Below are 23975 nucleotides of genomic sequence, written 5' to 3'. Positions count from 1 at the left end.
TTTGACCATGTGGGCCTTTATGGTCACATCATCCGCTTTTATCTGGAACAGGGGTTTTCTGTGTTTGCCTATGACCAGATTGGTCACGGGTTATCCTGCGGTGATCGCGTTAACATTGATTCCTTCAGCTCTTACACCAGAGTACTTCGCTTATGTTTAGGCTGGTGTAAAAATGCACAGTTGCCCGAGCCTTTCCACCTGAGTGGGCAAAGTATGGGCGGAGCAGTGATTTCCGAGCTACTGGCTGGTGAGCGTTGCTCAAGGGGTGAGTATCCTATTGGCAAAGTGATTTTGTTTGCGCCGCTGGTGCGTCCTGTGCTGTGGCGTTGGGGGCGTATTCAATACAATCTGGTGCGGCGCTTTATTTCCAGTATTCCTCGCTCTCGCTCCAATAATTCCAGCGACCAGGAGTTTCTTGAGTTTCTGGCTAAGGAACCGTTGCAATCACGGGTCTTACCGGTGGGCTGGGTAGGTGCCATGAACCGGTGGATCAAAAGAATCGAATCTATTGCCAGCCCCTGTGGTTTTGATGCGCTAATTATTCAGGGGCAGAAAGATGGGACTGTGGACTGGCGGCATAATATGCCGGTGTATGAGCGGCTGTATAAGTCAGTGGACGTTCTCTATATTCCAGAAGGCCAGCACCACTTGGTGAATGAATGTGAAGCTATTCGGCAACGTTACCTGACCTGGCTGCAAAAAAAACTTTAGCGCTTCTTAATGTGACACGACTTTTTTGAGCAGCTCGTACTCACGCTCGACTCGTTGATGTCGGGCATCGAGAAAGCGGTTTGCGGCTGCTCTCATATCTGCCAGAATTGCGTCAGGCAGGCCTGCACAGATATAGGCTCTCTACACTGGCTGCCGGAAAGTTGCCAGTGAGGGCGGTGTAGAAGGTGGGCCTTTAATCGTCTTCTGGTAAGCAAAGCTGGCCTTTAAAGTGGCTGTGCAGATGTTTCTTGAACATTGATAGAGTCTGAGTCGGTAAAGAGAGATGCAGAGTGAGGGTTTCGCCGTAAACGGTGTCGATCACAGAACCGCCATGTTGTGCTAACACATGCTGAATGTCGTTTAACTGATGGTACTGACAGTTGATATGCAACTCAGACTGGGGAACCTTGACTATGGTATCCAGTACCTCCAGCGTTGCACCTGTACCGCCTCCATAAGCTCTTACCAAGCCACCGGTGCCCAGCTTGATACCGCCGGAATAACGTACGACAACGGCACATAGCTCCCCTATTCCTGAACCTTCGAGGCGAGCAAGAATCGGTTTACCTGCTGTACCTGATGGTTCACCATCGTCGCTGAACCCCCACTGTTGCGCGTCCTTTGGCGTGCCAGCAATAAACGCCCAGCAGTGATGACGGGCGTCGGGATGCGCCTGACGGACAGCTTCAATAAAGGCCTGTGCGTTCTCTCGGCCGGGAGTGTGGGCAATGAGGGTGATGAAACGGCTTTTCTTGATGGTTTCTTCAGTTTGAGCTGTGACTGCGGGAATGGGATAGGCGTCGGATGTCATGAAATGGGAAGCCATTAGAAAGTGTTGTGCCGGTCTGCTCACTGCGAAAGGAACAGACCGATAATCATATCTTACTTCTGTGCGGTCTTCTGTACAGAGCGGGCAGCCCAGTCCAGGAAGCGCTGGCGGGTCTGTGGGTCAGCCTGTTTAAACCAGTAGTGCAGCATCTGCTCAGACATCAGTACTTCGCCCATACGTTCCTGGGTGCCGACCTGTGTTGGCAGCTTGCCGGCATCGGCACTGTTCATCATCAGAGCGGCGAAAGGTGCACGGGACTCAATAGCTGCCGGGTTGCCGGTGGCGTTGAACTCTTTCAACTCGTTCACAAGGTTACGGGACAGCTGCATACCATCTTTCTTCAGCACGGCCTTTTCAAAATGAACAGCGCTGCCGTCATCTGTTTTCAGCATGAACGGTGAGGTTTCATCGAACTGACGAGCCTGATTGATGTTATGCATGGCTGGCACGGATATGTTGAGTTTTTCATCCCCTTTAGTCTTGAATGTCAGTACATAATATTCAGATTTGTAGAGTTCCTGAGAGTTTCTGGTGCCGAAACTATCCGATACACGCAGAACCAGCTGTTGGTCACCTGCACCCAGATCAATTACATTTTTCCCAGCGAACAGGCTGACAGGAGCATTGTATTTCTGGCCATTCACCACATGAATATCCAGATTGTTAGCAACCGTGAGGTCAGCAGCCCATACAGAACCGGCAGCAAGGGATGCAGCCATAGCAAGCAATCGTACAAAATTCATCTACTACTCCAGAAATATACGTATCTATGTTGACGCGTTGAAAAGGTTTAGTGAGGCGGTATATCACGCCTGAGGACATGTGGCAAAGCAGTAGGACAAATCAAGTTGGGGGTAATATGTGGTTGCCACACTTGTAGAGGTATTTAATGTCGGTTGTCGTATTCTGTGTAGGTGGAACACGTCACCTGCAGTGCTCAACTCGAAGTAAAAAACTCAAAGAGTATTGATATGTAACAATCCCAATTTCAGTACATTCAACTATAGTTGAGCTACGGTTAGGGGGGACCCTCTATTGGCTCGTTCGCATTTACTGATATATATTCTTGCTTATCAGTCATTATACGTGAAGAGCTGTATATAAACCTACACTCCACTCTTTAGGTTTCAGGCAATATCGATGATTGATGATGCAGTCCTTTCATCCTGTGACAAAGTTGTGTCCGAGGATGTATCCCTCTGGCGCCATACTTTCAGCGATGATGATCGTAAGATAATCCACTCATTGGAAACGGTCGTAGACGGCATTGCTAGTGTATTTGGTTCCTTCTGTGAAGTCGTATTGCACTCTCTCGAAGACCCTTCCCGCTCTGTTGTTAAAATTGCCAACGGCATCGCGACAGGCCGTGATGTTGATAGCCCTGTAACCGTAGAAGCCCTGCAGCAGTTACATGAAATTGCTCGCCAGGAAGGCGGTGATATTCGTCACGCCACAAAAAAAACTCAGGACGGACAACTCTTTAAATCCACAAGTATGGTGATTCGCAGCCATACTGGTCAGCCAGTGGGCATGTTGTGCATCAACATCAACATGAGCGTACCAGCCAGCGATTTTCTGGAAGCCTTTGTTCTGGAAGGCGTGAACAACGCCGCACCTGTCAGTGGCCACTTTCCATCCAGTGTTGATGATCTGGTGGAAAACACAGTGGATCGTACTATTGCTGAAATAAACAGCAATCACCAGCTGTCCAACAAGGTGAAGAATAAGCACATCATTATGTCTCTGTTTGATAAGGGCATTTTCGACATCAAGGAAAGTGTCCCGATGGTGGCAAGGAAACTGGGTGTCTCCCGACACACCGTTTACCTTTACATTCGCCAACGCAAACTCGGAGATTGCTGAGCAACCGCTCGGCGCTGAACTTTAACAACAGGTGGCCCTGCAGTGTTTCTGTTGGGGCCTGTTAGTGGGTCATAGACCGGATACCCGAAAGATTATGCATACTTTTTACGTTGCGCCAACACACTACGGTGTTGGTCTGACTTCAGTTTCACTGGGTCTTGTTCGTGCACTCGATAAGCTGGGTTGCCGCGTTCGCTTCTTCAAACCAATCGCTCAAACTGAAATCGCAGGCCCTGAGCATTCTGTAGAAATGGTGCGCGCCACCATGGCACAGCAGCCTGCTGATCCTATCCCCTTCAGCCGCGCAGAAGATTTGCTGGGCGCAAACAAGCGCGATGTTCTGATGGAAGAGATCGTTGCCAGTTTCGACCGTGTTTGTACGGGTGCTGACGTTGTTATCGTTGAAGGTATGGTTCCTACCCGCAGTGCTCCTTACATGGGCCGCCTGAACGCGGAAATCTCCAAGAACCTGAACGCAAAAGTGATTCTGGTGAGCCAGGCTCAGAACGAAGAGACTCTGGAAGACACCGTTGATCACCTGAACATTGCTGCAGACAACTACGGTGGTCTGTCTGGCAAGAACATCCTCGGCTATGTTCTGAACAAGCTGACTCCAGAAATGATCGAGCAGACTGGCGGCGACGCATTCAACGCTCTGCCAGCTCTGGAAAAAGCCAAGGCTATGCCTCTGGGTTACATCCCATGGCGCAGTGAACTGTCTGCACTGCGTACCAAAGACGTAGCGGCTGAGCTGAACGCTGAGATTCTGTTTGCCGGTGAAATCGCACAGCGTCGTGTAACCAGCTACGTTCTGTGTGCACGCACCGCAGCCAATATGAGCCACCTGCTCAAACCTGGCGCACTGGTTGTTGTATCCGGTGACCGTGATGACGTCATCCTGGCCACTTGCATGGCTGCACAAAACGGCGTGCCTCTGGCTGGCCTGCTGATTACCGGTGGTGTGAAGCCTGCTGAAGGCATTCAGGCGCTGGTTGAGAAGTCTCTGGGTGATTCCGCTCTGCCAGTTGTGATGGTAGAAAGCGGCTCTTACCAGACGGCTACCATGCTGGATCGCATGAGCACTGCCGTACGTTCCGACGACCTGGAGCGTGTTGAGCAGGTGATGGAATCTGTTTCCGATCACATCAACGTTGATGCCCTGCAGAGCATGATCGCCACGACGAGCGAGAAGCGTCTGTCTCCTCCTGCTTTCCGTTACCAGCTGATGCGTCAGGCGCAAGCTGCTAACAAGCGCATTGTTCTGCCTGAAGGTGATGAGCCCCGTACCATCAAAGCAGCTGCTATCTGTCAGGAGCGTGGCATTGCCAACTGTGTCCTGCTGGGTAAGCCAGACGTTATTCGCAACGTTGCTGAATCCCAAGGCATTGAACTGCCAGAAGGTCTGGAAATCATGGACATGGACGAAGTTCGTGGCCAGTACATCGACCCAATGGTAGAGCTGCGTAAGAACAAGGGCCTGACGGCTCCTATGGCAGAGTCCCAGCTGGAAGACACTGTTGTTCTCGGCACCATGATGCTGGCACAAGACGACGTTGATGGTCTGGTTTCCGGCGCTGTTCATACTACTGCAAACACTATCCGTCCTGCATTCCAGCTGATCAAAACCAAGCCAGACGCCAGCAATGTGTCTTCCGTGTTCTTCATGCTGATGCCTGAGCAGGTTCTGGTATACGGCGACTGTGCTGTAAACCCTGACCCTACCGCTGAGCAGCTGGCTGATATCGCTATCCAGAGTGCTGACTCTGCTGCAGCCTTCGGCGTTGAGCCTCGCGTAGCCATGATCAGCTACTCCACCGGTGCGTCCGGTATGGGGGCTGATGTTGAGAAGGTACGTGAAGCTACCCGCATCGCCAAAGAGCGTCGTCCTGATCTGGAAATCGACGGACCTCTGCAGTACGACGCCGCTTCTGTTGAATCCGTAGCCAGCAGCAAAGCGCCCGATTCTTCTGTTGCTGGCCGTGCGACCGTGTTCGTCTTCCCAGACCTGAACACCGGTAACACCACTTACAAGGCTGTACAGCGTAGCGCCAACGTCGTGAGTGTTGGCCCGATGCTGCAGGGCCTGAACAAGCCTGTGAACGATCTGTCCCGTGGCGCGCTGGTAGACGACATCGTTTACACCATCGCCCTGACCGCGATCCAGGCCAAAGCCGAAGAAAAGGCTTAATAAATCTGTGAGGGGCCGCTGGCTGCTATTGTGACCGCGGGCAGCGCTCTAGCAAGAACCCTGACTTATGACGCTGCACGACAGCGATCGAGGGAAATAATATGACTACTGAAAACATGCAAGGCTGGGAAGGCTTCGTTGACGGTGAGTGGAACACTTCCGTAGACGTACGTGACTTCATCCAGAAGAACTACACCCCATACGAAGGCGATCACGCTTTCCTGGCGGGCGCAACTGAAGCGACCGACACCCTGTGGGCGAAGGTTATGGAAGGCATCAAGGTTGAGAACAGCACTCACGCGCCTCTCGACTTCGACACCAAGCTGCCATCCACCATCACCAGCCACGATGCCGGTTACATCAACCAGGATCTGGAAACTATCGTTGGTCTGCAGACTGAAGCGCCTCTGAAGCGTGCCATCATGCCTAACGGTGGTATCCGTATGGTTGAAGGTTCTGCCAAGGCTTACGGCCGTGAAATCGATCCACAAACCAGTGAAATCTTCACCAAATACCGTAAGACTCACAACCAGGGTGTATTCGACGTTTACACCGCAGCCATCCGTGCCTGCCGTAAGTCTGGTGTACTGACTGGCCTGCCTGACGCATACGGCCGTGGTCGTATCATCGGTGACTACCGTCGTGTTGCTCTGTACGGTATCGACTTCCTGATGAAGGACAAGGCTGCTCAGCACGCGTCCCTGGAAGAAAAGATGAACTCCGGTGAAGATCTGGAAGCCACTATCCAGCTGCGTGAAGAGATCTTCGATCAGTACCGTGCCCTGGGCGACATGAAGACCATGGCGCAGAAGTACGGCTTCGATATCTCCAAGCCTGCTACCAACGCGAAAGAAGCTGTTCAGTGGACTTACTTCGGCTACCTGGCCGCTGTTAAGAGCCAGAACGGTGCTGCTATGTCTCTGGGCCGTGCTTCCACCTTCCTGGATATCTACATCCAGCGTGATCTGGACAACGGTACCATCACCGAAACGGAAGCTCAGGAATACATCGACCACTTCGTAATGAAGCTGCGTATGGTACGTTTCCTGCGTACGCCTGAGTACGATGAGCTGTTCTCCGGTGATCCAATCTGGGCAACGGAATCCATCGGTGGTATGGGTCTGGACGGTCGTACTCTGGTTTCCAAGACCAGCTTCCGTTTCCTGAACACCCTTTACACCATGGGCCCATCCCCTGAGCCAAACATTACTGTACTGTGGTCCGAACAACTGCCACAGGGCTTCAAAGAGTACTGTGCCAAGGTATCCATCGACACCAGCTCCATCCAGTACGAAAACGATGACCTGATGCGTCCAGACATGAGTAGCGATGATTACGCTATCGCTTGCTGCGTATCTCCAATGGTTGTTGGTAAGCAGATGCAGTTCTTCGGTGCTCGCTGCAACCTGGCCAAGGGTCTGCTGTACGCCATCAACGGTGGTGTTGATGAGAAGCTGAAGACTCAGATCGCGCCTAAGACTGACGCTATCACTGATGACGTTCTGAACTACGACGACGTATACGCTCGCCTGGACACCACTATGGACTGGCTGGCTACTCAATACGTGACGGCTCTGAACTGCATCCATTACATGCACGACAAGTACAGCTACGAAGCCGCTCTGCTGGCTCTGCACGACCGCGACGTATTCCGCACCATGGCGTGTGGTATTGCTGGTCTGTCCATCGCTGCTGACTCCCTGTCTGCTATCAAGTACGCAGAAGTTAAGCCAGTGCGTGATGAGAACGGCATCGCAGTAGACTTCGAAATCAACGGCGACTACCCCAAGTACGGTAACAATGACGACCGCGTTGACAGCATTGCCTGTGAACTGGTTGAGCGCTTCATGAAGAAGGTGGCTTCTCACAAGACTTACCGTAACGCTGTGCCTACTCAGTCTATCCTGACCATTACGTCCAACGTTGTGTACGGTAAGAAGACGGGTAACACTCCAGACGGTCGTCGTGCTGGCCAGCCATTCGGCCCAGGCGCTAACCCAATGCACGGCCGTGACACCAGCGGTGCTGTTGCATCCCTGAGCTCCGTTGCCAAGCTGCCATTTGAATACGCGAAGGACGGTATCTCCTACACCTTCTCCATCGTTCCTAAAGCGCTGGGTAAAGACGACACCAACCGTCAGAAGAACCTGGCTGGTCTGATGGACGGTTACTTCCATAACGAAGCAGCCCGTGAAGGTGGTCAACACCTGAACGTGAACGTTATGAACCGTGAGATGCTGGAAGACGCTATGCAGAACCCAGAGAAGTACCCTTCTCTGACTATCCGCGTATCCGGCTACGCTGTGCGTTTCAACTCCCTGACTCGCGAACAGCAGATGGACGTTATCACCCGCACCTTTACTGAAACCATGTAAAGACACGGGCTGATGTCCGGGCGTTAAACCTTGTAGTGAAACCCGAGGCCGCTGAGTTCTTTAATGAGAACTCAGCGGCCTTTTTACATGCAGCGTATAGGGAAATTAAGCGACAGGTTTCAGGCGTGCAGTGAAGTGACGCAGCACTGGAGGCTCGTATTCAAACTCCAGACCTTTGATTTCATCGCGACGGTTATACACAGCAATCAATGAATCAGCGATGTAATCCATGTGGTCGTTGGTATACACACGACGAGGAATTGTTAAACGCAGCAGCTCCAGAGAGGAAGGTTTCTGCTCGCCGGTTGCCGGATCACGGCCCAGAAGCAGGGAGCCGATTTCCACACCTCGCACACCACTTTCCAGATACAGTTCGTTAGCCAGCGTATGGGCCGGGAACTGATGACCGGGAATGTGGGGTAGCATTAACTTGGCATCCACAAACACGGCATGGCCGCCGGTAGGATACTGAATAGGCACACCACCTTCCCGCAGTCGCTCGCCCAGATATTCCACCTGGCCGATGCGATAGCTCAGGAACTCCTCATCTGTACCCTCTTCCAGACCGATAGCCAGTGCTTCCATATCACGGCCAGCCAGGCCGCCATAGGTTACGAAGCCTTCCATTGGTACACAGCGGGTCTGACAGGCCTGGAACAGCTCTTTGTCATCACGGATACACAACAGGCCACCGATGTTCACCATGGGGTCTTTCTTGGCGGACATGGTGAGCATGTCGCCGTGGGAGTACATTTCGAAGATAATCTCTTTGATGGATTTGTTCTCGTAGCCCTGCTCACGGCGTTTGATAAACCAGGCGTTCTCGCAGAAACGAGCAGAGTCGATCACCACAGGAATATTGTTCTTGCGGGCGATCTCGCTGGCGGCTTTGATATTTGCCATAGAGATTGGCTGACCACCAGAACTGTTGCAGGTGACGGTGATAATCACACCGGCTACATTGTCGGCACCGTGCCGGGTAATGGTCTGTTCCAGCTCTTCCAGATTAAAATTGCCTTTCCAGTCATAGTAAGACGTGGTGTCCAGCGCTTCCGGAGTCAGGGTATTGATGGCCCTGGCACCATTCAACTCAACATGGGCTGCAGTGGTATCAAAGTGATAGTTGGAGATGAAAACCGGGTTATCGCTTTTGGCCTTGTTAATCAGGCAGGGAAACAGCACCTGCTCTGCACCACGGCCCTGATGAGTCGGGATCGTATGCTCGTAGCCAAACATCTCTTTTACGCGGCTCTCCACGTTAAAGAAGTTACGGCTGCCAGCGTAGGACTCATCCCCCATCATCAAGCCAGCCCACTGGCGATCGCTCATTGCGCCTGTACCAGAGTCGGTCAGCAGGTCGATATAAACATCTTCACTTCTCAGCAGGAAAGGGTTATAGCCGGCTTCTACCAAAGCTTTGCGGCGATCCTCTTCAGTAGTGACACGAATAGGTTCAACCATTTTAATGCGGAAAGGTTCTGGAATACGTTTCATTTTTTATGCCCATTTATTCGAGGTATAAGGGGTCCGCTGCTGAAAGCAGAGATGGTTCGATTATCGACAGTAGCCCGAAGGTGAACAGGGCAATTAGAAATGAAGAAGGAATGCAGACCGTGATTCGTCAATGACGTACCAACGCGCACTCATATTACTGGTAATGATGTTATTAAATCGCATGACTATTTCGTTTGATTAGTGAGTCAGTACGCTATGAATATAGAAGCTAGCCTGATTTCGCGTACTGATTCATGTCAAACCGTTAAAGGGGTATCAAAGCTTTATTGGGATGACAATGTGGCGGATAAAACACTCAATACGCCGGATTTGTTGTACAATTTTTCAGGCATATACAAAAAGAGCAGGTGTGCAATGGCCATAGTCGACCGTCCCGAGCCTGAAAAAACAATCACACTGGGAATCAGTGCCTGTCTGGCAGGTGAGAAAGTACGCTATAACGGTGATCACAAACGTTCAGGGTTTGTCGTCAACAGTCTGACTCGATTCTTCCATCTCAAATCTGTTTGCCCTGAAGTAGCTATAGGGCTTGGTATTCCCAGAGAGCCAATTCGCCTTGTCGGAGATGCTGATAAATATCGCGTGGTGGGTACAGATCATCCTGAGAATGATTTCACTGAACCACTGGCGGAATATGGCCAGCAGGTTGCGCGCTCTCTGGAGCGCAGCATCAGTGGCTATATCCTGATGCAAAAATCTCCCAGCTGTGGCATGGAGCGGGTAAAAATTTATCACCCTAATGGTAATCCGGCTGGAGCCAGCGGCCCCGGTATGTTCGCCCGCTCCCTTATGGAAACGTCACCGCTGCTTCCCGTTGAGGAGGAAGGGCGGCTTCATGATCCTGTTCTCAGGGATAACTTCTTTGTTCGGGTTTTTGCCTGGCATCGCTGGCAGCAAGAGATGCGGGATAACCCAACCCATGCCGGGCTGGTAGCATTTCACGCATCGCATAAATACCTGATTATGGCTCATAGCCCGCAAAATTATCGTAAGCTGGGGCAGATGGTCTCTATTGGTAAGAAGATACCTGTTAATGAGTTGGCAGCTGAATATATTGCACTGTTTATGGAAACCTTGTGCTTCAAGGCCAACCGAAAAAGCCATACGAATGTACTGCTGCATCTGCTGGGTTATATGAAGAAAACTCTCAGTGAAGAATCCAAGAAAACCCTGCTGGATATTATTGAACAATATCGTATCGGCACGATTCCGCTGGTGGTGCCCATTACCATGCTCAGGCATTTTTTGAATATTCACGGCAGTGACTATGTGAAAGAGCAGGTGTATCTCCAGCCTCACCCTGAAGAGCTTGGGTTGCGCAATACATTGTAAATCTGCATGAAACCCTTTTGCCGGATACGTCATCCCCGCGCAGGCGGGGACCCACTGCCGTGCATACCCGATAGCCCGAATTGGTGTGTACAGGCATAGTGGTTTTTATTCTTCTTAGTTGTGATGATTTAGATAATGGCTTCAGTCGCTAACTCGTAGCGTGTTGTAGTAAGTAAACCCCGCAAGCGGGCGCGCTGCTCCTGAGCCTTTTGGTAATTGACATCCTTTACCGGACCATAACCGCGAATCATGGACGGTAAGCGGGCAAGCTCGCAGGCGTCGTTGTAGTTGGTAGTGTTCAGATGGTGCTTGATGCGTCTCAAGTCCTGCTCATATTCTTGAATGATTTTTTGCTCAAGCCTGCGGTCATGGCTCCAACCGAACGGATTAAACGGTGTGCCCCTCAGGCCTTTCATCTTGGTTAACAGACGAAAAAGCGGAAGAATTTTCTCGCTGAATACTCGTTTGCGAGGGCGTCCGGTGGCAGGATCAATACGGCTGATCAGTGGTGGAGCCATATTGAACTCTAACGTAAATGCTCCTTCAAACTGCTGTTCCAGTTTTTGGCGGAAGGCTGGAGAGCTGAGTTGGCGGGCGACTTCGTACTCATCTTTATAGGCCAGTACTTTGCTGTAGTTTTCAGCTACAGCTTGGGTGAGAGTCAAATTCGCATCCATAGCCTGCAGCTTGCGCACCTGCTCTTCGTAGCGGTTAGCCAGTGCTTCGTTTTGGTATTCGGTGAGATGCCTGCGTTCCCGTTGAATAATGTCTTCAAGGCTGGGCACAAAGTTAATGACCTGGGGCTGAGTATCGAGAGTGCCATAGGCAATTTTCTTGACTGTTTTCAAATCGTGAGCAGCACACCGCCCCCACTCAAAAGCTTTGATGTTTGCATCCACAGCCGTGCCGTTGAGAGTGACAGCTTCCAGAATGGACTCCTTCTTGAGAGGAATCAGCCCTTTCTGCCAGGCAAAGCCGATAGTAAACAGATTGGTTGCCATGCTATCACCCATCAGCGTTGTGGCGAGTTTGGTTGTATCCAGAGCGATACTTTTCGATGGTTGGCAGGTGTCTTCTATAACGTGCTGCATTTGGGCATTGGGAGTGTGCAGGTCAGGATTACGAGTGAAGTCTGCAGGCATGGCTTCATGGTTATTGATGACCGCACGAGTACGGGTTCTATCCAGCTTACCCAAAGCTTCTTCACTGGCACTTACCATTAGATCAAAGCCCAGCAACAGGTCCGTTTCACCGGCGGGGATGCGCACACAATGAATTTGCTTTTGTGAAGATGCAATGCGGATATGGCTCATGACTGCCCCGAACTTCTGTGCCAGACCAGTCTGGTCGAGCACACCAACGCCCCGGCCTTCTATGTACCCTGCCATACCCAACAGGGAGCTGACTGTGACAACGCCGGTGCCACCCACACCAGAAAGGAGAATGTTATACACTCCTGCACTGTCTGGCCGTTGAGGTTCCGGCAGGTCAGTAAAAGGCAGTGGGCTTTCGGCTGTCGTGGCCTTACGCAGTTTACCGCCTTTCACCGCGACAAAACTGGGACAGAAACCTGTGGCACAGCTGTAATCTTTGTTGCAGGCGGACTGATCAATGCTGCGTTTGCGGCCTCGGTCAGTTTCTTCCGGCAGCAGAGACAGGCAGTTGGATTGTACGCCACAGTCGCCGCAACCCTCACACACTTCAGTGTTAATCACCAGACGCTTATCCGGCTCAGGCACCTGCCCGCGCTTGCGGCGACGACGCAATTCTGCAGCGCAGGTCTGATCGTAGATCAGGGCAGTACAGCCTTTTTCTTCACGCAGCATTTGCTGTACCGCTATCAGATCCTCCCTGTGGTGGAAGGTGACCCCCTTGGAAAAGTCGGCGCGGCTAGGGTATTTGTTGGGCTCGTTGCTGACCACTGCAATGTGCCGAATACCCTCCCCGTACAGCTGATGGGACATTTGCTGCACAGAGAGCTCGCCATCCACAGGCTGACCACCCGTCATGGCGACAGCATCGTTATACAACACCTTGTAGGTAATATTGATATTGGCGGCTATGGCGGCACGGATAGCCAGCAACCCTGAGTGGAAGTAGGTGCCGTCACCAAGGTTCTGGAAAACATGCTTGTTTTTGGTAAATGGCGCCTGCCCAATCCATGTGGCACCTTCCCCACCCATCTGGGTGAAGGTGTCGGTGCCGCGATCCATCCAGGTTGCCATGTAATGGCAACCGATGCCTCCCAATGCACGGCTGCCGTCTGGTAAGCGGGTTGAGGTGTTGTGGGGGCAGCCGGAGCAGAAATGCGGGGCTCGCTCCAGCACTTCCCGGGGGGTTGCCAGCTCGGCTTCTTTCTTTTCCAGAAACGACAGGCGTTCTTTAATCTTCTCACTGGTGTAAAAAGAATGAATGCGTTTGGCGATGGCGCGGGCAATCATGGCTGGGGTCAGTTCTGCAAGAGAGCTGAGCAGTTCACTGCCATCAACGTCCTGTTTGCCGGTTACAATGGGGCGCTGATCATCTTGCCAGCTATAGAGCTGGCTGCGCAATTGGTCTTCAATCACGCCTCGTTTTTCTTCAACCACTAAAAGCTCTGCAGTGTTCTGGGCAAACTCCCGTATCCCAACCGGCTCCAACGGCCAGGGCATGGCGACTTTGTAGAGTGTGATGCCGAGGGATTTCGCTTTATCGTGGGTGATTCCTAAGTCCTCTAAGGCTTGCAGTGTATCGAGATAGGATTTTCCAGCGGTCACTATACCCAGTTGGGCTTTACCAGCAGTGCTAATGATGGTTTTATCCAGTTGATTGACACGGGCAAAGGCTTTGGCCGCTCGAAGTTTGTACTGATGAAGGCGTTCTTCCTGCTGCATGGGCTTATCAGGCCAGCGGGCGTTCAGACCATCTTTGGGAAGCTTGAAGTCTATGGGGCGTTTGATGGATATACGGTTTAGGTCCAGCTCGGCAGAGACAGAAGAATCCATCACCTCTGCCAGCACTTTAAAGCCCACCCAACTGCCGCAGTAGCGGGACATGGCCCAACCGTATAGCCCTAAATCCAACACTTCCTGAATACCGGACGGATATAACACCGGCATCATGGCGTCCATAAAGGCGTAGTCGCTCTGGTGTGGAAGGGTGGAGGATTTGCAGGCGTGATCGTCTCCGGCCACAGCCAGTACGCCACCGTTAGGCGTAGTGCCAAAAGCATTGGCATGTTTGAACACGTCACCGGTTCTATCAACACCCGGACCTTTGCCGTACCACAGCCCGAATACTCCGTCGTAAGTAGCCCCTTCAAAGACATTCACTTGCTGGGTGCCCCATACGGCGGTTGCGCCGAGATCTTCGTTCACGCCCGGTTGAAAGGTGATGTTGGACTTTTCCAGGTGGTCTTGGATTTGCCAGAGGGTTTTGTCAAAACCTCCGAGGGGGGAGCCTCTGTAGCCAGAGATAAACCCGGCGGTCTTTAAGTTGTTCTTTTTATCCAGATCGGCCTGCAGCATTGTTAGCCGAGCCAGGGCCTGACTGCCATTGAGATAAACCCTGCCTGAGTTTTTCTCCCATTTGTCCTGAAGTGAGATGCGTTGTTTCATAGTGAATGCTCCCTGAACACAATAGACCAGAGCTGAAAACTACGCCTGTACGAGCATAGAAAAATCCAACGTTTTCAGCAGGCATTTGTTTGGAAATGTTGAGATGAAATCAAAAACTCCGGCCGGGCGTATCGGGAGCAGCCCACTTCTGGTACTTACGGAGGGCGAGACAGCAGAGCGGCGTCTGCAGAGATTGCTTTGTATTCATTGGAACGCACCTTGCCCTCTGCCGGATTGCGGCGTTGGGAGCTTCTTTATTTTTGTTATGTAGCTGATAGGCCAGCGGTACAACGTGTTGCCCTTGTGGGGCAACTTGTCCTAACAATACTGGTAAAGAATCCGGAGCGTCAATATTACTTTCACGGCAGGTGCAGGGGGGCTTGATATTTTCACAGGCTATTCTTACCAGATAAAAAGATGTTGTTCATGGAGGAATGACTGTGATCTGTTCAAGTTTGAAAACTTCACTGTTGGCTCTGGTTTTTGTTTTTGCTGGCTTTTCTGGAAATGCTCAAGCTGGCAGCAGTGAGTATTACACCACTTTTATGGGGAATGCAGCCGTAGGCGGTTTTGATACGGTGGCTTATTTCACCATGGGTAAGGCTGTAAAAGGTAAGCGGAAATACTCTTGGGAGTGGGCCGGGGTGAACTGGCGTTTTGTGAGTCGTGATCACTTGGAGATGTTCAAAGCCAACCCAGAGAAGTACGCTCCCAAATATGGAGGTCATTGTGCATGGGCAGTGTCAGAAAAAGGCATGTTGTACCGGGGAAGTCCACAGCACTGGAAGATAATTGACGGAAATTTGTACCTGAACCATAACCCCTCAATCAACAAACGCTGGCTTAAGGATTTTCAATCCCACATTGAGAAGGCTGACGTACAGTGGCCAGCCCTCAAGGAAAAGTACATTCCTTAATAAAGAACCCGGCAACGAATCGTACCTTCAATCTTTTTCAATCTGGTGATGGCCTCTTTGCTGTGTTTGGCTTCTATGTCGGTTACCGCATAGCCAATCTTCTCATTGGTTTGCAGGTACTGGCCGGTGATGTTGATGCCCTGCTCCGAGTAGGTCTGGTTGATACGAGTCAGGATGCCGGGAATGTTATCGTGCACGTGCAGAATGCGATGGTGGCCTGCATGAGCTGGCAATGAGGCTTCCGGGAAGTTCACAGAGGACAGGGATGTACCGTTATCACTGTAACGCACTAGTTTGTCCGCCACTTCCTTACCGATGTTAGCCTGAGCTTCCAGTGTACTGCCGCCCACATGTGGTGTAAGAATTACGTTATCAAACTCGCGGAGTGGCGAAATGAATTCTTCGTTATTTGACCGAGGCTCTACCGGGAATACATCAATGGCAGCGCCGAGCAGATGCTTGTCTCTCAGGGAAGCTGACAAGGCATCAATATCCACAACCGTGCCGCGAGAGGCGTTGATCAGGATACTGCCCTTCTTCATGGCGGCCAGCTCTTTCTCGCCAATCATCCACTGAGTGGATGCTGTTTCCGGAACATGCAGGGAAACAATATCTGCTGTGGTGAGCAGCTCTTCCAGAGAATCAGCCTGAGAAGCATTGCCCAGAGGCAGCTTGGTAACCGTGTCGTGGAAGATCACTTTCATACCCAGCGATTCCGCCAGAACACTCAGCTGAGAACCGATGTTTCCGTAACCGATGACTCCAAGTATTTTGCCACGAACTTCAAAGGAGTTGGCTGCACTCTTGAGCCAGCCGCCCCGGTGAGCCATAGCGTTTTTCTCGGGAATGCCGCGAGCCAGCATAATAGCTTCGGCCAGAACCAGTTCAGCAACGGAGCGGGTGTTGGAGTATGGCGCATTAAAAACAGCGATACCCTGTTCTGTAGCTGCTGCCAGATCAACCTGATTGGTGCCAATACAGAAGCAGCCAACGGCAATCAGGCGTTCTGCGGCTTCAAACACATCACGCTTGAGCTGTGTGCGAGAGCGAATTCCAACGAAGTGTGCATGGGCGATTTTCTCTTTGAGTTCTGCATCCGGCAGAGATGTTTTCAGATACTCGATGTTGTTATACCCAGCTGCCTGCAGTGTATCCACGGCAGACTGATGAACGCCCTCAAGAAGCAAAAAGCGTATTTTGCCTTTTTCGAGTGATGTAGTGGCCATGGTGCTTTTCCTGACGGCTCCTGAACTGCTTTATCATTGTGTGTTGCGCGCCCAGCCCCTCAACTGGGAAGGTCATACTACCATAGCTGTTTCGGGATATTAGCGCCGATCAAAGAAAAAACCTCGGTAAATGCGTACAATGGCCGCGATTGACGTTCTCAATGGTAAGAAAGGCAGAAAAATGAACAAAAAGCAGTTGGTGAGCCTTCTTGAAGCCGAACTTGTTAAAGTGGCCGGTGCAACGCCTCGTATACTGATGGATGATGATTCTCTCCTGAAGTATGGCCGAGACTGGACCCGCTTCCATGATCCGGCTCCTTTCGCTGTTATTCTACCGTCGTCTGTTGAAGAGGTGCAGGCCATTGTCCGGTTTGCCTGTGAGCATACTATCGGGCTGGTGCCGTCTGGTGGTCGCACTGGGTTGAGTGCTGGTGCAGTAGCGATGAATGGCGAAATCGTTGTGGCCTTCGACCGTATGAACACCATCAGTGATTTCAGTGCTATCGACAGAACCGTTGTGTGCGGTCCCGGTGTTATCACTGAACAACTCCAGCACTTCGCCGAAGAGCAGGGGCTTTTTTATCCTGTTGATTTTGCATCCAGTGGCTCCAGCCAGGTTGGCGGCAACATCTCTACCAATGCGGGCGGTATTAAGGTGATTCGCTACGGCATGACCCGGGACTGGGTCGCCGGATTAAAGGTAGTAACCGGAACCGGTGAATTACTGGAGCTGAATGGCGGACTTGTTAAAAACAACACGGGCTACGATTTACGACAGCTGTTTATTGGTGGTGAAGGCACTCTCGGCTTTGTAGTGGAAGCCACCATGCGGTTGGCGCGCCCGCCGCAGGATCTCACCGTGCTGATGCTGGGAGCGGAAGATATGAATGGCGTGATGTCCATTCTCGAAAGTTTCCAGCAGAAGATAGATTTAACCGCCTTTGAGTTTTTCTCCGAGCAGGCGCTAAGCAAGGTGATTGCACACAGCGGAATACCGCGCCCTTTTGAAACGCCCACGCCGTTTTATGCACTGCTTGAGTTTGAGTGCACCAGTGAAGCGGTATCCGACACAGCCATGGAACTGTTCGAGCACTGCATGGAGCAAGGCTGGGTGCTGGATGGAGTGATGAGCCAGACCCTGTCTCAGCTGGAGAACCTGTGGCGCTGCCGGGAAGATATCAGCGAGACCATTACTCGCTGGACACCCTATAAAAATGATATTTCCGTGGTCGTCTCCAAAGTCCCTGCGTTTCTGGCGGAGATTGATGATGTTGTTTCCCGGGAATATCCGGATTTTGAAATTATCTGGTTTGGTCATATCGGCGATGGCAATTTGCACCTGAATATACTCAAACCCGATACCCTGAACCGTGAGGAGTTCCTGCAGCAGTGTAACCGGGTCAGTAAATGGGTATTTGAGATTGTGCAGAAGTATGGCGGCTCAGTGTCGGCGGAACATGGTGTGGGGCTGCTGAAAAAAGATTATCTGACCTACACCCGCAGTGAAGAGGAGATTGCTTTGATGCGCGGGGTAAAAGCTGTATTTGACCCGAAGGGGATTATGAACCCCGGGAAGGTTTTTGATCTTTAGAGGGGCTATGGCATCAAAAGACGCCGCCAGACTATGCGAAAGCAATGGTCCGAGTGCTTACAATGCAGTCCAATGATTTTGCCAGGGCCAGTGGGTGAAGATTCTTGTAAACGAAAGGGATTGTTTCTTACGCCAAGATTGAGGCTTTAACAGCCCGAAAGCAAACTTCCCGCTGGCACCGCAAGCAGCCGGTCGGAGAAGGGGAGTATTTGATCACCGTTGTAGACGACGACACCACGCTGGATAACTCCTGCTTCCAGTAGCATTTCAAGGGTGGAGAACATGGACTTTTTAATAGTCATACCTGCTTTAACTTCAATGCCTGTGGCCTGACCATCCTGACCTTCGAGGATAAAGTCGACTTCTCGCCGGTTTTGATCTCGATAGTAAAAGAGATTTGACTCTTGTTCACTGACGGCCATTGCCTTTAGCAGCTCAGAGCCTACCCATGTTTCCATAAGGGGGCCCATCAGATTGGGGTTTTTATGCAAGTGGGTGGTTGTAATGCCCCGAGTCGTGCAGAGTAATCCTGTATCAATAAAGTGAACTTTTGGCTGCTTCACTGTGCGTTTTAATTCGTTGCGGTGCCAGCCGGGAATACGCTTGATCAAGTAAAGGTTCTCAAGGGCAGCAACATACTTTTGAACCGATTTTGTATCCATCTGTGCAGCTCTACCTAAAGCGGCATAACTCAGGGCTTCCGAGCTAATAGCGGCCAAGGCCTTGAATAGCTGTCCCATTTCATCCAATTTCTGAAGCTGGAAGAGTTCCTTAATATCTCGACGAATGACGGCATCGGCATACGACTTATGCCAGCGGCTACGGCGTGTACCAGAGCGGGTTACTGCTTCAGGGTATCCACCTTGGAGAATAATGTCCTGTAATTGTCGGAGAGAGAGGGGAGCCCCAGCTTGGGGGGAGTAGTCAGGGGCTAGAAGTTGGCTGATGATATCCGGTGGTGTACTGGACTGCCCCTGATAAGCCCTTTCAGGGTGACTAAATGGGTAAAGAGTGATGAATTCAGCACGCCCTGCCAGTGAGTCTGCCAGCGTTGGTAGTGTCATCAGGTCAGCAGAGCCAGTCAGGATAAAAGCCCCGGGTCGACGACGCTCATCAATCAGCAGCTTTATTGTACGGATGAGGCTGGGGGCGCGCTGTATCTCATCAATAATGATGGGGGCGGGTGCTTCAGGGTGTGTCTGTTGGCTTTGCTGCTGACGTAAAAAGCCAACAGGGTCAGCTTCGGCAAGAGCGAGTATATTTTCATCATCCAGAGTGTGGTAGCTACCTCCGCCACACTTTTTCAATAGTTCTTTAACTAAGGTGGTCTTTCCAGACTGCCGGGGACCAGTGATTATGATAGCTGGAGTGTCGGCTATGCAGGCCTTCAGGTTACTCTCAATTGCTCTGGGGCAGTAGCCGGTACTCTTAGGGTAGAGAGGTTCTGAAGAAGGGCTTAATGTCATAGGAATTATGGATTCCAAGATGGATGAATATGGAATTTTACTCCAGTAATTATGGATTTTAGTATGAGTGAATATGGAATTCTAATCCAGTAAATATGGATTAGACTGCCTGTAAATATGGATTTTTGTGGCTGCTAAACAAGCCATTGCCTTGTTTTATAAGGCTTCGTGCCCTATAACGGCATGATGGTGGGCTGTGAACGTTTGGATAAGTCCAGCATCTGTTTGCACAAGTGAAGCTGGACTTTCATAGCTGGGGTATTAGATACCGATATTATTGAGTGTATTCACAACCTGCTGTATCGCTTGCGAAAGGGCAGGATGGTTCTCAGAAAATTGCAAGGCCTGTCTTTCCAGCTCTTCGTTGTAGGATTCCTGGGGAATGGTGCCATCGGCCTGAGCGAGTGCCAGTTGTAACTCAGTGGTGATGTGTCTTAGGGATGCAGCGGTGCACTCGTCAACTGGTTGCCCTTCCAGTATGTCGTGCAGCGTTTGGATTCGGACCTGAAGCTCTTCATTCATGGTTTTTCTCCTTTGGCTTTGCACCTCCATCATAGACCAGCTACTTTCCACGAGGGAATAGCTGGTCTGGGTACTTACACAATCAATCCTGGCCTTTCAGAAGGGAGAGTGTTTGGGGTAATTGGGACAGTTGATACTTTTCCTGAGAGTAATGCTCCCTGACAATATCCCACTGGCACATAAACGCCTCTGCGCACTCCGGAATTGGGAAGTTGACAGGCTGTTCGTTGTGCAACATTACCACCTGTACATCATAACCTTTACGCCAAACCTGCCAGACAATATTGGCGGACATGGGAGACAGCTCTTTCATGGAAAATGTTTCCATACGCTCTTTGTTGTTGCCTTCTGCTTTAATGAGCCCGAGGGTTGTCATGAAGGAAATGAGTGAGGAGTCATGGCTGAAACGCAGATTCATGTGGGGAGCCGTCTCTGGTTCTTCCACAATCTCCTGTGCTGCGGATAAGAAGCTATCGAGAATAGGAAGACCGAGGGCAAATACAGCTCCTTTTTTTTCTACCGCCGGGCCAGCAGCATAAAACTCGAAGATACGGGTTATGTCGTAGAGAAAGGAAAAGAGCCCGACACTGTTTTCTGTTTTCGAAAATGTCTCAAAAGGTGCGCACAGTTCCCACTTCATATCTTGTGGCGAATCCAACCTGCACAGCTGCGCCATGGTTTTCACCAGTTGCCGTGCGTCTTCCTCATTTAAACCACTGACGACAGTTGCTGCAAAGTCATAAAGTGATTGAGGGGGCTCTGACCACTGCTGGCTGGCAAGCACCTTCCCAATAGCTTTGGTCACGTCATGGAGAGGCCTGTAGTTGTAGTAGGTGTGGGGGTTAGTCGCTTTCAGATCTTTATGGGTATGGATGTTGTAGGTGTGCACAGCCCTTTCTTGTGCAACGGCAAATGCCCCGGTTACTCCAAAGATAAAAGCTGCCTGACTTTCCTGGGTGCGTTTAAGGCCAGAGTTTATAGCTCGCACACGTACGGGTGTATTACCCTCTAAATGGTCCATAAACCTCATGGCCATGCGAGCCCCCAGATGAAATTGCTCCATTACACCTTCATAGGTGAGCCTGCCAAGTGCGTTTGTCTTTTCATGCCACTCGTAATAGTTATCAATCTGCTGCAGCAGTTTTGCTCCTGCAGGCGTTGAGGTACCTTTTTTAAACAAGTCATGGGCAGACTGACGAAGTTCTGCCAGCTCGTTAGGATAGATACCTTGACGGGAGCCATGGCGACCCAGATGAACCTCTCCAGCCAGGGTATATCCTGTTGGTACAAGACGGGAGCCCTCCTGCTGAGTGGAGGGATACATGGTGGTTAACCCAAGAAAGTTTTTCCACTCCGCCGGTTCGTTGGTTTCTGCCTCTGCAGTAACCAGAGCGGGCAATAACAGGGCAAAGAGGCAGAGCAAATCGGACAAGAAGCATCTTGACTTCATCTATCGTATTCCTGAAGGCTAGGGCACACGGCCAAAAAGAAAGCCAACAAGATAGACGCATTATAAAAATGAAGGGGGAAAGTTTGTATCAGCACCAATGGTTTGATGGTTCTCAGGTTGATTTACCCACAGGCAAGGTTGTGTGCGTGGGCCGGAATTACGCTGAACATGCACAAGAATTAAATAACCCTGTTCCCACAGAGCCGCTTCTGTTTATGAAACCGGCCTCGTCTATTGTGTCTCTGGAGCAGCCTGTTGTTGTGAAAGCAGACTTTGGCAGTGTTCACTATGAAACGGAGATTGCTGTTCTGATTGGGAAAAAACTGGCGGGTGCCCCGGAAGGTGAAGTGGCAGCAGGTATTTCTGGCGTTGGGATCGCCCTCGACCTGACCTTGCGGGAGCTCCAAAGTACACTGAAAGAAAAGGGTCACCCATGGGAAAAAGCCAAGGGATTTGATGGCTCATGTCCTCTTTCAGCATTTGTTCCTGCCGAATGTATCGTTGATTGGCAGGATGTTCCTGTGCAGCTACATATCAATGGTAAATTGCGCCAGAGCGGGAACAGTTCGCAGATGCTGAACGGTATTCTTCCTTTAATTGCTTACATCAGCACCTTTTTTACTCTGGAACCGGGTGATGTGGTGATAACCGGAACACCTGCTGGTGTAGGGCAGCTGGAACCAGGAATGCAACTAAAGGCTGCGCTTCCTGGGCTGCTGGACGTTTCGACTGAGATTGTTTAGCGAATGCGACGGGTGCGGCGGTTTTGGTCGATGGCTACAAACACAAAAGTGCCTTCAGTCACTTTGTTAGGCTCTTGATCAGACGCCGAGCGCACCCACACTTCCACATCTATGTGAACAGAGCTGCTGCCTACGTTGGTGACATTGGTGTAGCAGCTCACCATATCTCCCACTTCTATGGGGCGCAGGAACGTGAGCTGGTGGATAGAGATGGTGGTCACTCGCCCTTTGGCCACTTTGCGTGCAGTGATTTCTGCGGCCAGGTCCATCTGGGATACAACCCAGCCACCGAAAATATCATTATCAGGGTTGGTATCTCTGGGCATCGCTGGAATTTGCAGAGCCAGCTCCCCGTGGGGTGTGGGGTACAGGTCTGCGTCGAGAGTATCAACAGAATCAAGTTCTACAGCGTTAATTTCTGTGTCAAACATCGTGCAGGCTCTTTTTTATTGTTATTGGGATCAGTATACCGATATGCGCTCAGGGATTTAAAGTCGAAAAAGAAATAAACACCAGTGCACGTGAAAATATTGAGTGGTGTAGCAAATCTGTAACAAACGATTCATATATTTGTCACCTGTGCATCGGATACTGGCTTCGCTTTAGATACTCAAAGAAGAATAAGATCCTGAAAATAGATAAGCACTGGAGCTTAAAATGAATCTGAAAGGTATTGCTACCGCCCTGACTCTGGCCGCTGCCAGTGTCTCCCTGAATGTCCAGGCCAGTAAAGTGGATGCAGATATTCCCACTTACACCAAGGCCAGTGGCGTATCCGGTAACCTGTCCAGCGTGGGTTCAGACACTCTTGCTAATCTGATGACCCTTTGGGCCGAAGACTTCAAGCGCACCTACCCTAACGTCAATATCCAGATTCAGGCGGCGGGCTCCTCTACTGCGCCTCCGGGGCTGACGGAAGGTACCTCTAATCTCGGCCCCATGAGCCGTAAGATGAAGGATAAGGAGCTGGCGGCTTTCGAGAAGAAATTTGGTTACAAGCCCACTGCTGTTCCTGTTGCTATCGATGCTCTGGCGGTATTCGTCAACAAAGATAATCCGATCAAGGGCATGACCATGGCACAGGTTGACGCAGTGTTCTCTTCCACCCTCAAGTGTGGTGGCAATAAAGCTATCTCTTCCTGGGGCGATGCAGGTTTGTCTGGCCACTGGGCAGGTCGTGATGTTCAGTTGTATGGTCGTAACTCTGTATCAGGCACCTACGGCTACTTCAAGAAGAAGGCCCTGTGTAAGGGGGACTACAAGAACAACGTCAATGAGCAGCCTGGTTCTGCATCAGTTGTTCAGTCTGTATCCGCATCTCTGAACGGCATCGGCTATTCAGGTATTGGCTACAAAACTTCCAGCGTACGGACTGTGCCTCTGGCCAAAAAAGAGGGGCAGCCTTTTGTAGACGCGAACCCGAACAACGCTGTAAACGGCAGTTATCCACTATCTCGTTTCCTGTACGTGTACGTGAACAAGCAGCCTAACAAGCCGCTGGCCCCTATCGAGCGTGAGTTCCTGAAGCTGGTTCTCTCTCAGCAGGGGCAGGAAGTTGTGGTAAAGGATGGTTACATCCCACTGCCTTCCGGGGTTGTTGACAAACAGCTGGCTGCACTGGGTTTGTAACCACAGCCTGAGTTGTTAATAA

At 51.0% G+C, this 23975-nt stretch carries 18 protein-coding genes; 9 read left to right on the top strand and 9 right to left on the bottom strand.

The window, feature by feature from the left end; all coding sequences use genetic code 11:
• A partial coding sequence (locus E1189_RS20490; RefSeq protein ID WP_196221539.1) for an alpha/beta hydrolase occupies positions 1-711 on the top strand: 711 nt, incomplete at its 5' end.
• 193 nt (positions 712-904) lie between these two features.
• On the opposite strand, the gene E1189_RS20485 is transcribed toward E1189_RS20490, so the two are convergent.
• Positions 905-1537 (bottom strand): YigZ family protein, encoded by a 633-nt coding sequence (locus E1189_RS20485; RefSeq protein ID WP_230460560.1) that lies wholly within the window; start codon positions 1535-1537, stop codon positions 905-907.
• Positions 1538-1593: 56 nt separating this feature from the next.
• Positions 1594-2283, bottom strand: a complete 690-nt coding sequence (locus E1189_RS20480) for a YccT family protein (protein ID WP_155163019.1) — start codon at positions 2281-2283, stop codon at positions 1594-1596.
• Between the two features lie 397 nt (positions 2284-2680).
• Here E1189_RS20480 and E1189_RS20475 point away from each other — a divergent pair, with 397 nt between their 5' ends.
• The 3 genes from E1189_RS20475 (at position 2681) to pflB (ending at position 7966) form a co-directional block, all read left to right on the top strand.
• On the top strand, positions 2681-3403 hold the full coding sequence (locus E1189_RS20475; RefSeq protein ID WP_155163018.1) for a helix-turn-helix transcriptional regulator: 723 nt from the start codon (positions 2681-2683) through the stop codon (positions 3401-3403).
• A 94-nt stretch (positions 3404-3497) separates the two neighbouring features.
• A complete protein-coding gene (gene pta / locus E1189_RS20470; RefSeq protein WP_155163017.1) occupies positions 3498-5591 on the top strand; it encodes a phosphate acetyltransferase in 2094 nt (697 codons plus the stop codon).
• Between the two features lie 101 nt (positions 5592-5692).
• Positions 5693-7966 (top strand): formate C-acetyltransferase, encoded by a 2274-nt coding sequence (gene pflB, locus E1189_RS20465; protein ID WP_155163016.1) that lies wholly within the window; start codon positions 5693-5695, stop codon positions 7964-7966.
• Positions 7967-8071: 105 nt separating this feature from the next.
• Here pflB and E1189_RS20460 read toward each other — a convergent pair whose 3' ends face one another.
• Positions 8072-9460, bottom strand: a complete 1389-nt coding sequence (locus E1189_RS20460) for a tryptophanase (protein ID WP_155163015.1) — start codon at positions 9458-9460, stop codon at positions 8072-8074.
• A gap of 375 nt (positions 9461-9835) precedes the next feature.
• Here E1189_RS20460 and E1189_RS20455 point away from each other — a divergent pair, with 375 nt between their 5' ends.
• On the top strand, positions 9836-10813 hold the full coding sequence (locus E1189_RS20455) for a YbgA family protein (protein ID WP_155163014.1): 978 nt from the start codon (positions 9836-9838) through the stop codon (positions 10811-10813).
• A 128-nt stretch (positions 10814-10941) separates the two neighbouring features.
• Here E1189_RS20455 and E1189_RS20450 read toward each other — a convergent pair whose 3' ends face one another.
• Positions 10942-14409, bottom strand: coding sequence for an indolepyruvate ferredoxin oxidoreductase family protein (locus tag E1189_RS20450; RefSeq protein ID WP_155163013.1), 3468 nt, complete (start codon positions 14407-14409; stop codon positions 10942-10944).
• 440 nt (positions 14410-14849) lie between these two features.
• Between E1189_RS20450 and E1189_RS20445 the strand changes: the two genes are divergently transcribed.
• Positions 14850-15326, top strand: coding sequence for a YHS domain-containing (seleno)protein (locus E1189_RS20445; RefSeq protein WP_329602147.1), 477 nt, complete (start codon positions 14850-14852; stop codon positions 15324-15326).
• Here the strand turns inward: E1189_RS20445 and serA are convergent.
• Positions 15323-16552, bottom strand: a complete 1230-nt coding sequence (gene serA, locus E1189_RS20440; protein ID WP_155163012.1) for a phosphoglycerate dehydrogenase — start codon at positions 16550-16552, stop codon at positions 15323-15325. The two genes, E1189_RS20445 and serA, sit on opposite strands and share 4 nt — an antisense overlap.
• A 256-nt stretch (positions 16553-16808) precedes the next feature.
• Between serA and E1189_RS20435 the strand changes: the two genes are divergently transcribed.
• Positions 16809-18143, top strand: coding sequence for an FAD-binding oxidoreductase (locus E1189_RS20435; protein ID WP_230460563.1), 1335 nt, complete (start codon positions 16809-16811; stop codon positions 18141-18143).
• A 146-nt stretch (positions 18144-18289) separates the two neighbouring features.
• Here the strand turns inward: E1189_RS20435 and E1189_RS20430 are convergent, their stop codons facing one another.
• The 3 genes from E1189_RS20430 to E1189_RS20420 all read right to left on the bottom strand — a co-directional run bounded on the left by E1189_RS20430 (position 18290) and on the right by E1189_RS20420 (position 21581).
• Positions 18290-19609, bottom strand: a complete 1320-nt coding sequence (locus E1189_RS20430; protein WP_155163011.1) for an ATP-binding protein — start codon at positions 19607-19609, stop codon at positions 18290-18292.
• 261 nt (positions 19610-19870) lie between these two features.
• Positions 19871-20131 (bottom strand): DUF4404 family protein, encoded by a 261-nt coding sequence (locus tag E1189_RS20425; protein WP_196221538.1) that lies wholly within the window; start codon positions 20129-20131, stop codon positions 19871-19873.
• Between the two features lie 82 nt (positions 20132-20213).
• On the bottom strand, positions 20214-21581 hold the full coding sequence (locus E1189_RS20420; protein WP_155163009.1) for a histidine phosphatase family protein: 1368 nt from the start codon (positions 21579-21581) through the stop codon (positions 20214-20216).
• A gap of 68 nt (positions 21582-21649) precedes the next feature.
• Between E1189_RS20420 and E1189_RS20415 the strand changes: the two genes are divergently transcribed.
• Positions 21650-22324: a fumarylacetoacetate hydrolase family protein gene (locus tag E1189_RS20415; protein WP_155163008.1), complete on the top strand. Its 675-nt coding sequence runs from the start codon at positions 21650-21652 to the stop codon at positions 22322-22324.
• Here E1189_RS20415 and E1189_RS20410 read toward each other — a convergent pair.
• On the bottom strand, positions 22321-22755 hold the full coding sequence (locus tag E1189_RS20410) for an acyl-CoA thioesterase (protein WP_155163007.1): 435 nt from the start codon (positions 22753-22755) through the stop codon (positions 22321-22323). The genes E1189_RS20415 and E1189_RS20410 overlap by 4 nt on opposite strands.
• Positions 22756-22981: 226 nt before the next feature.
• On the opposite strand from E1189_RS20410, the gene E1189_RS20405 reads away from it, so the two are divergent.
• A complete protein-coding gene (locus E1189_RS20405) occupies positions 22982-23953 on the top strand; it encodes a PstS family phosphate ABC transporter substrate-binding protein (RefSeq protein WP_155163006.1) in 972 nt (323 codons plus the stop codon).
• The last annotated feature ends 22 nt before the right edge of the window (positions 23954-23975 follow it).

Source organism: Parendozoicomonas verongulae (genome assembly GCF_009711465.1).
Taxonomy (GTDB): Bacteria; Pseudomonadota; Gammaproteobacteria; order Pseudomonadales; family Endozoicomonadaceae; genus Sansalvadorimonas; species Sansalvadorimonas verongulae.
Note: the sequence above shows the minus strand (reverse complement) of the source record. Positions and strands in the feature narration are given on the sequence as shown.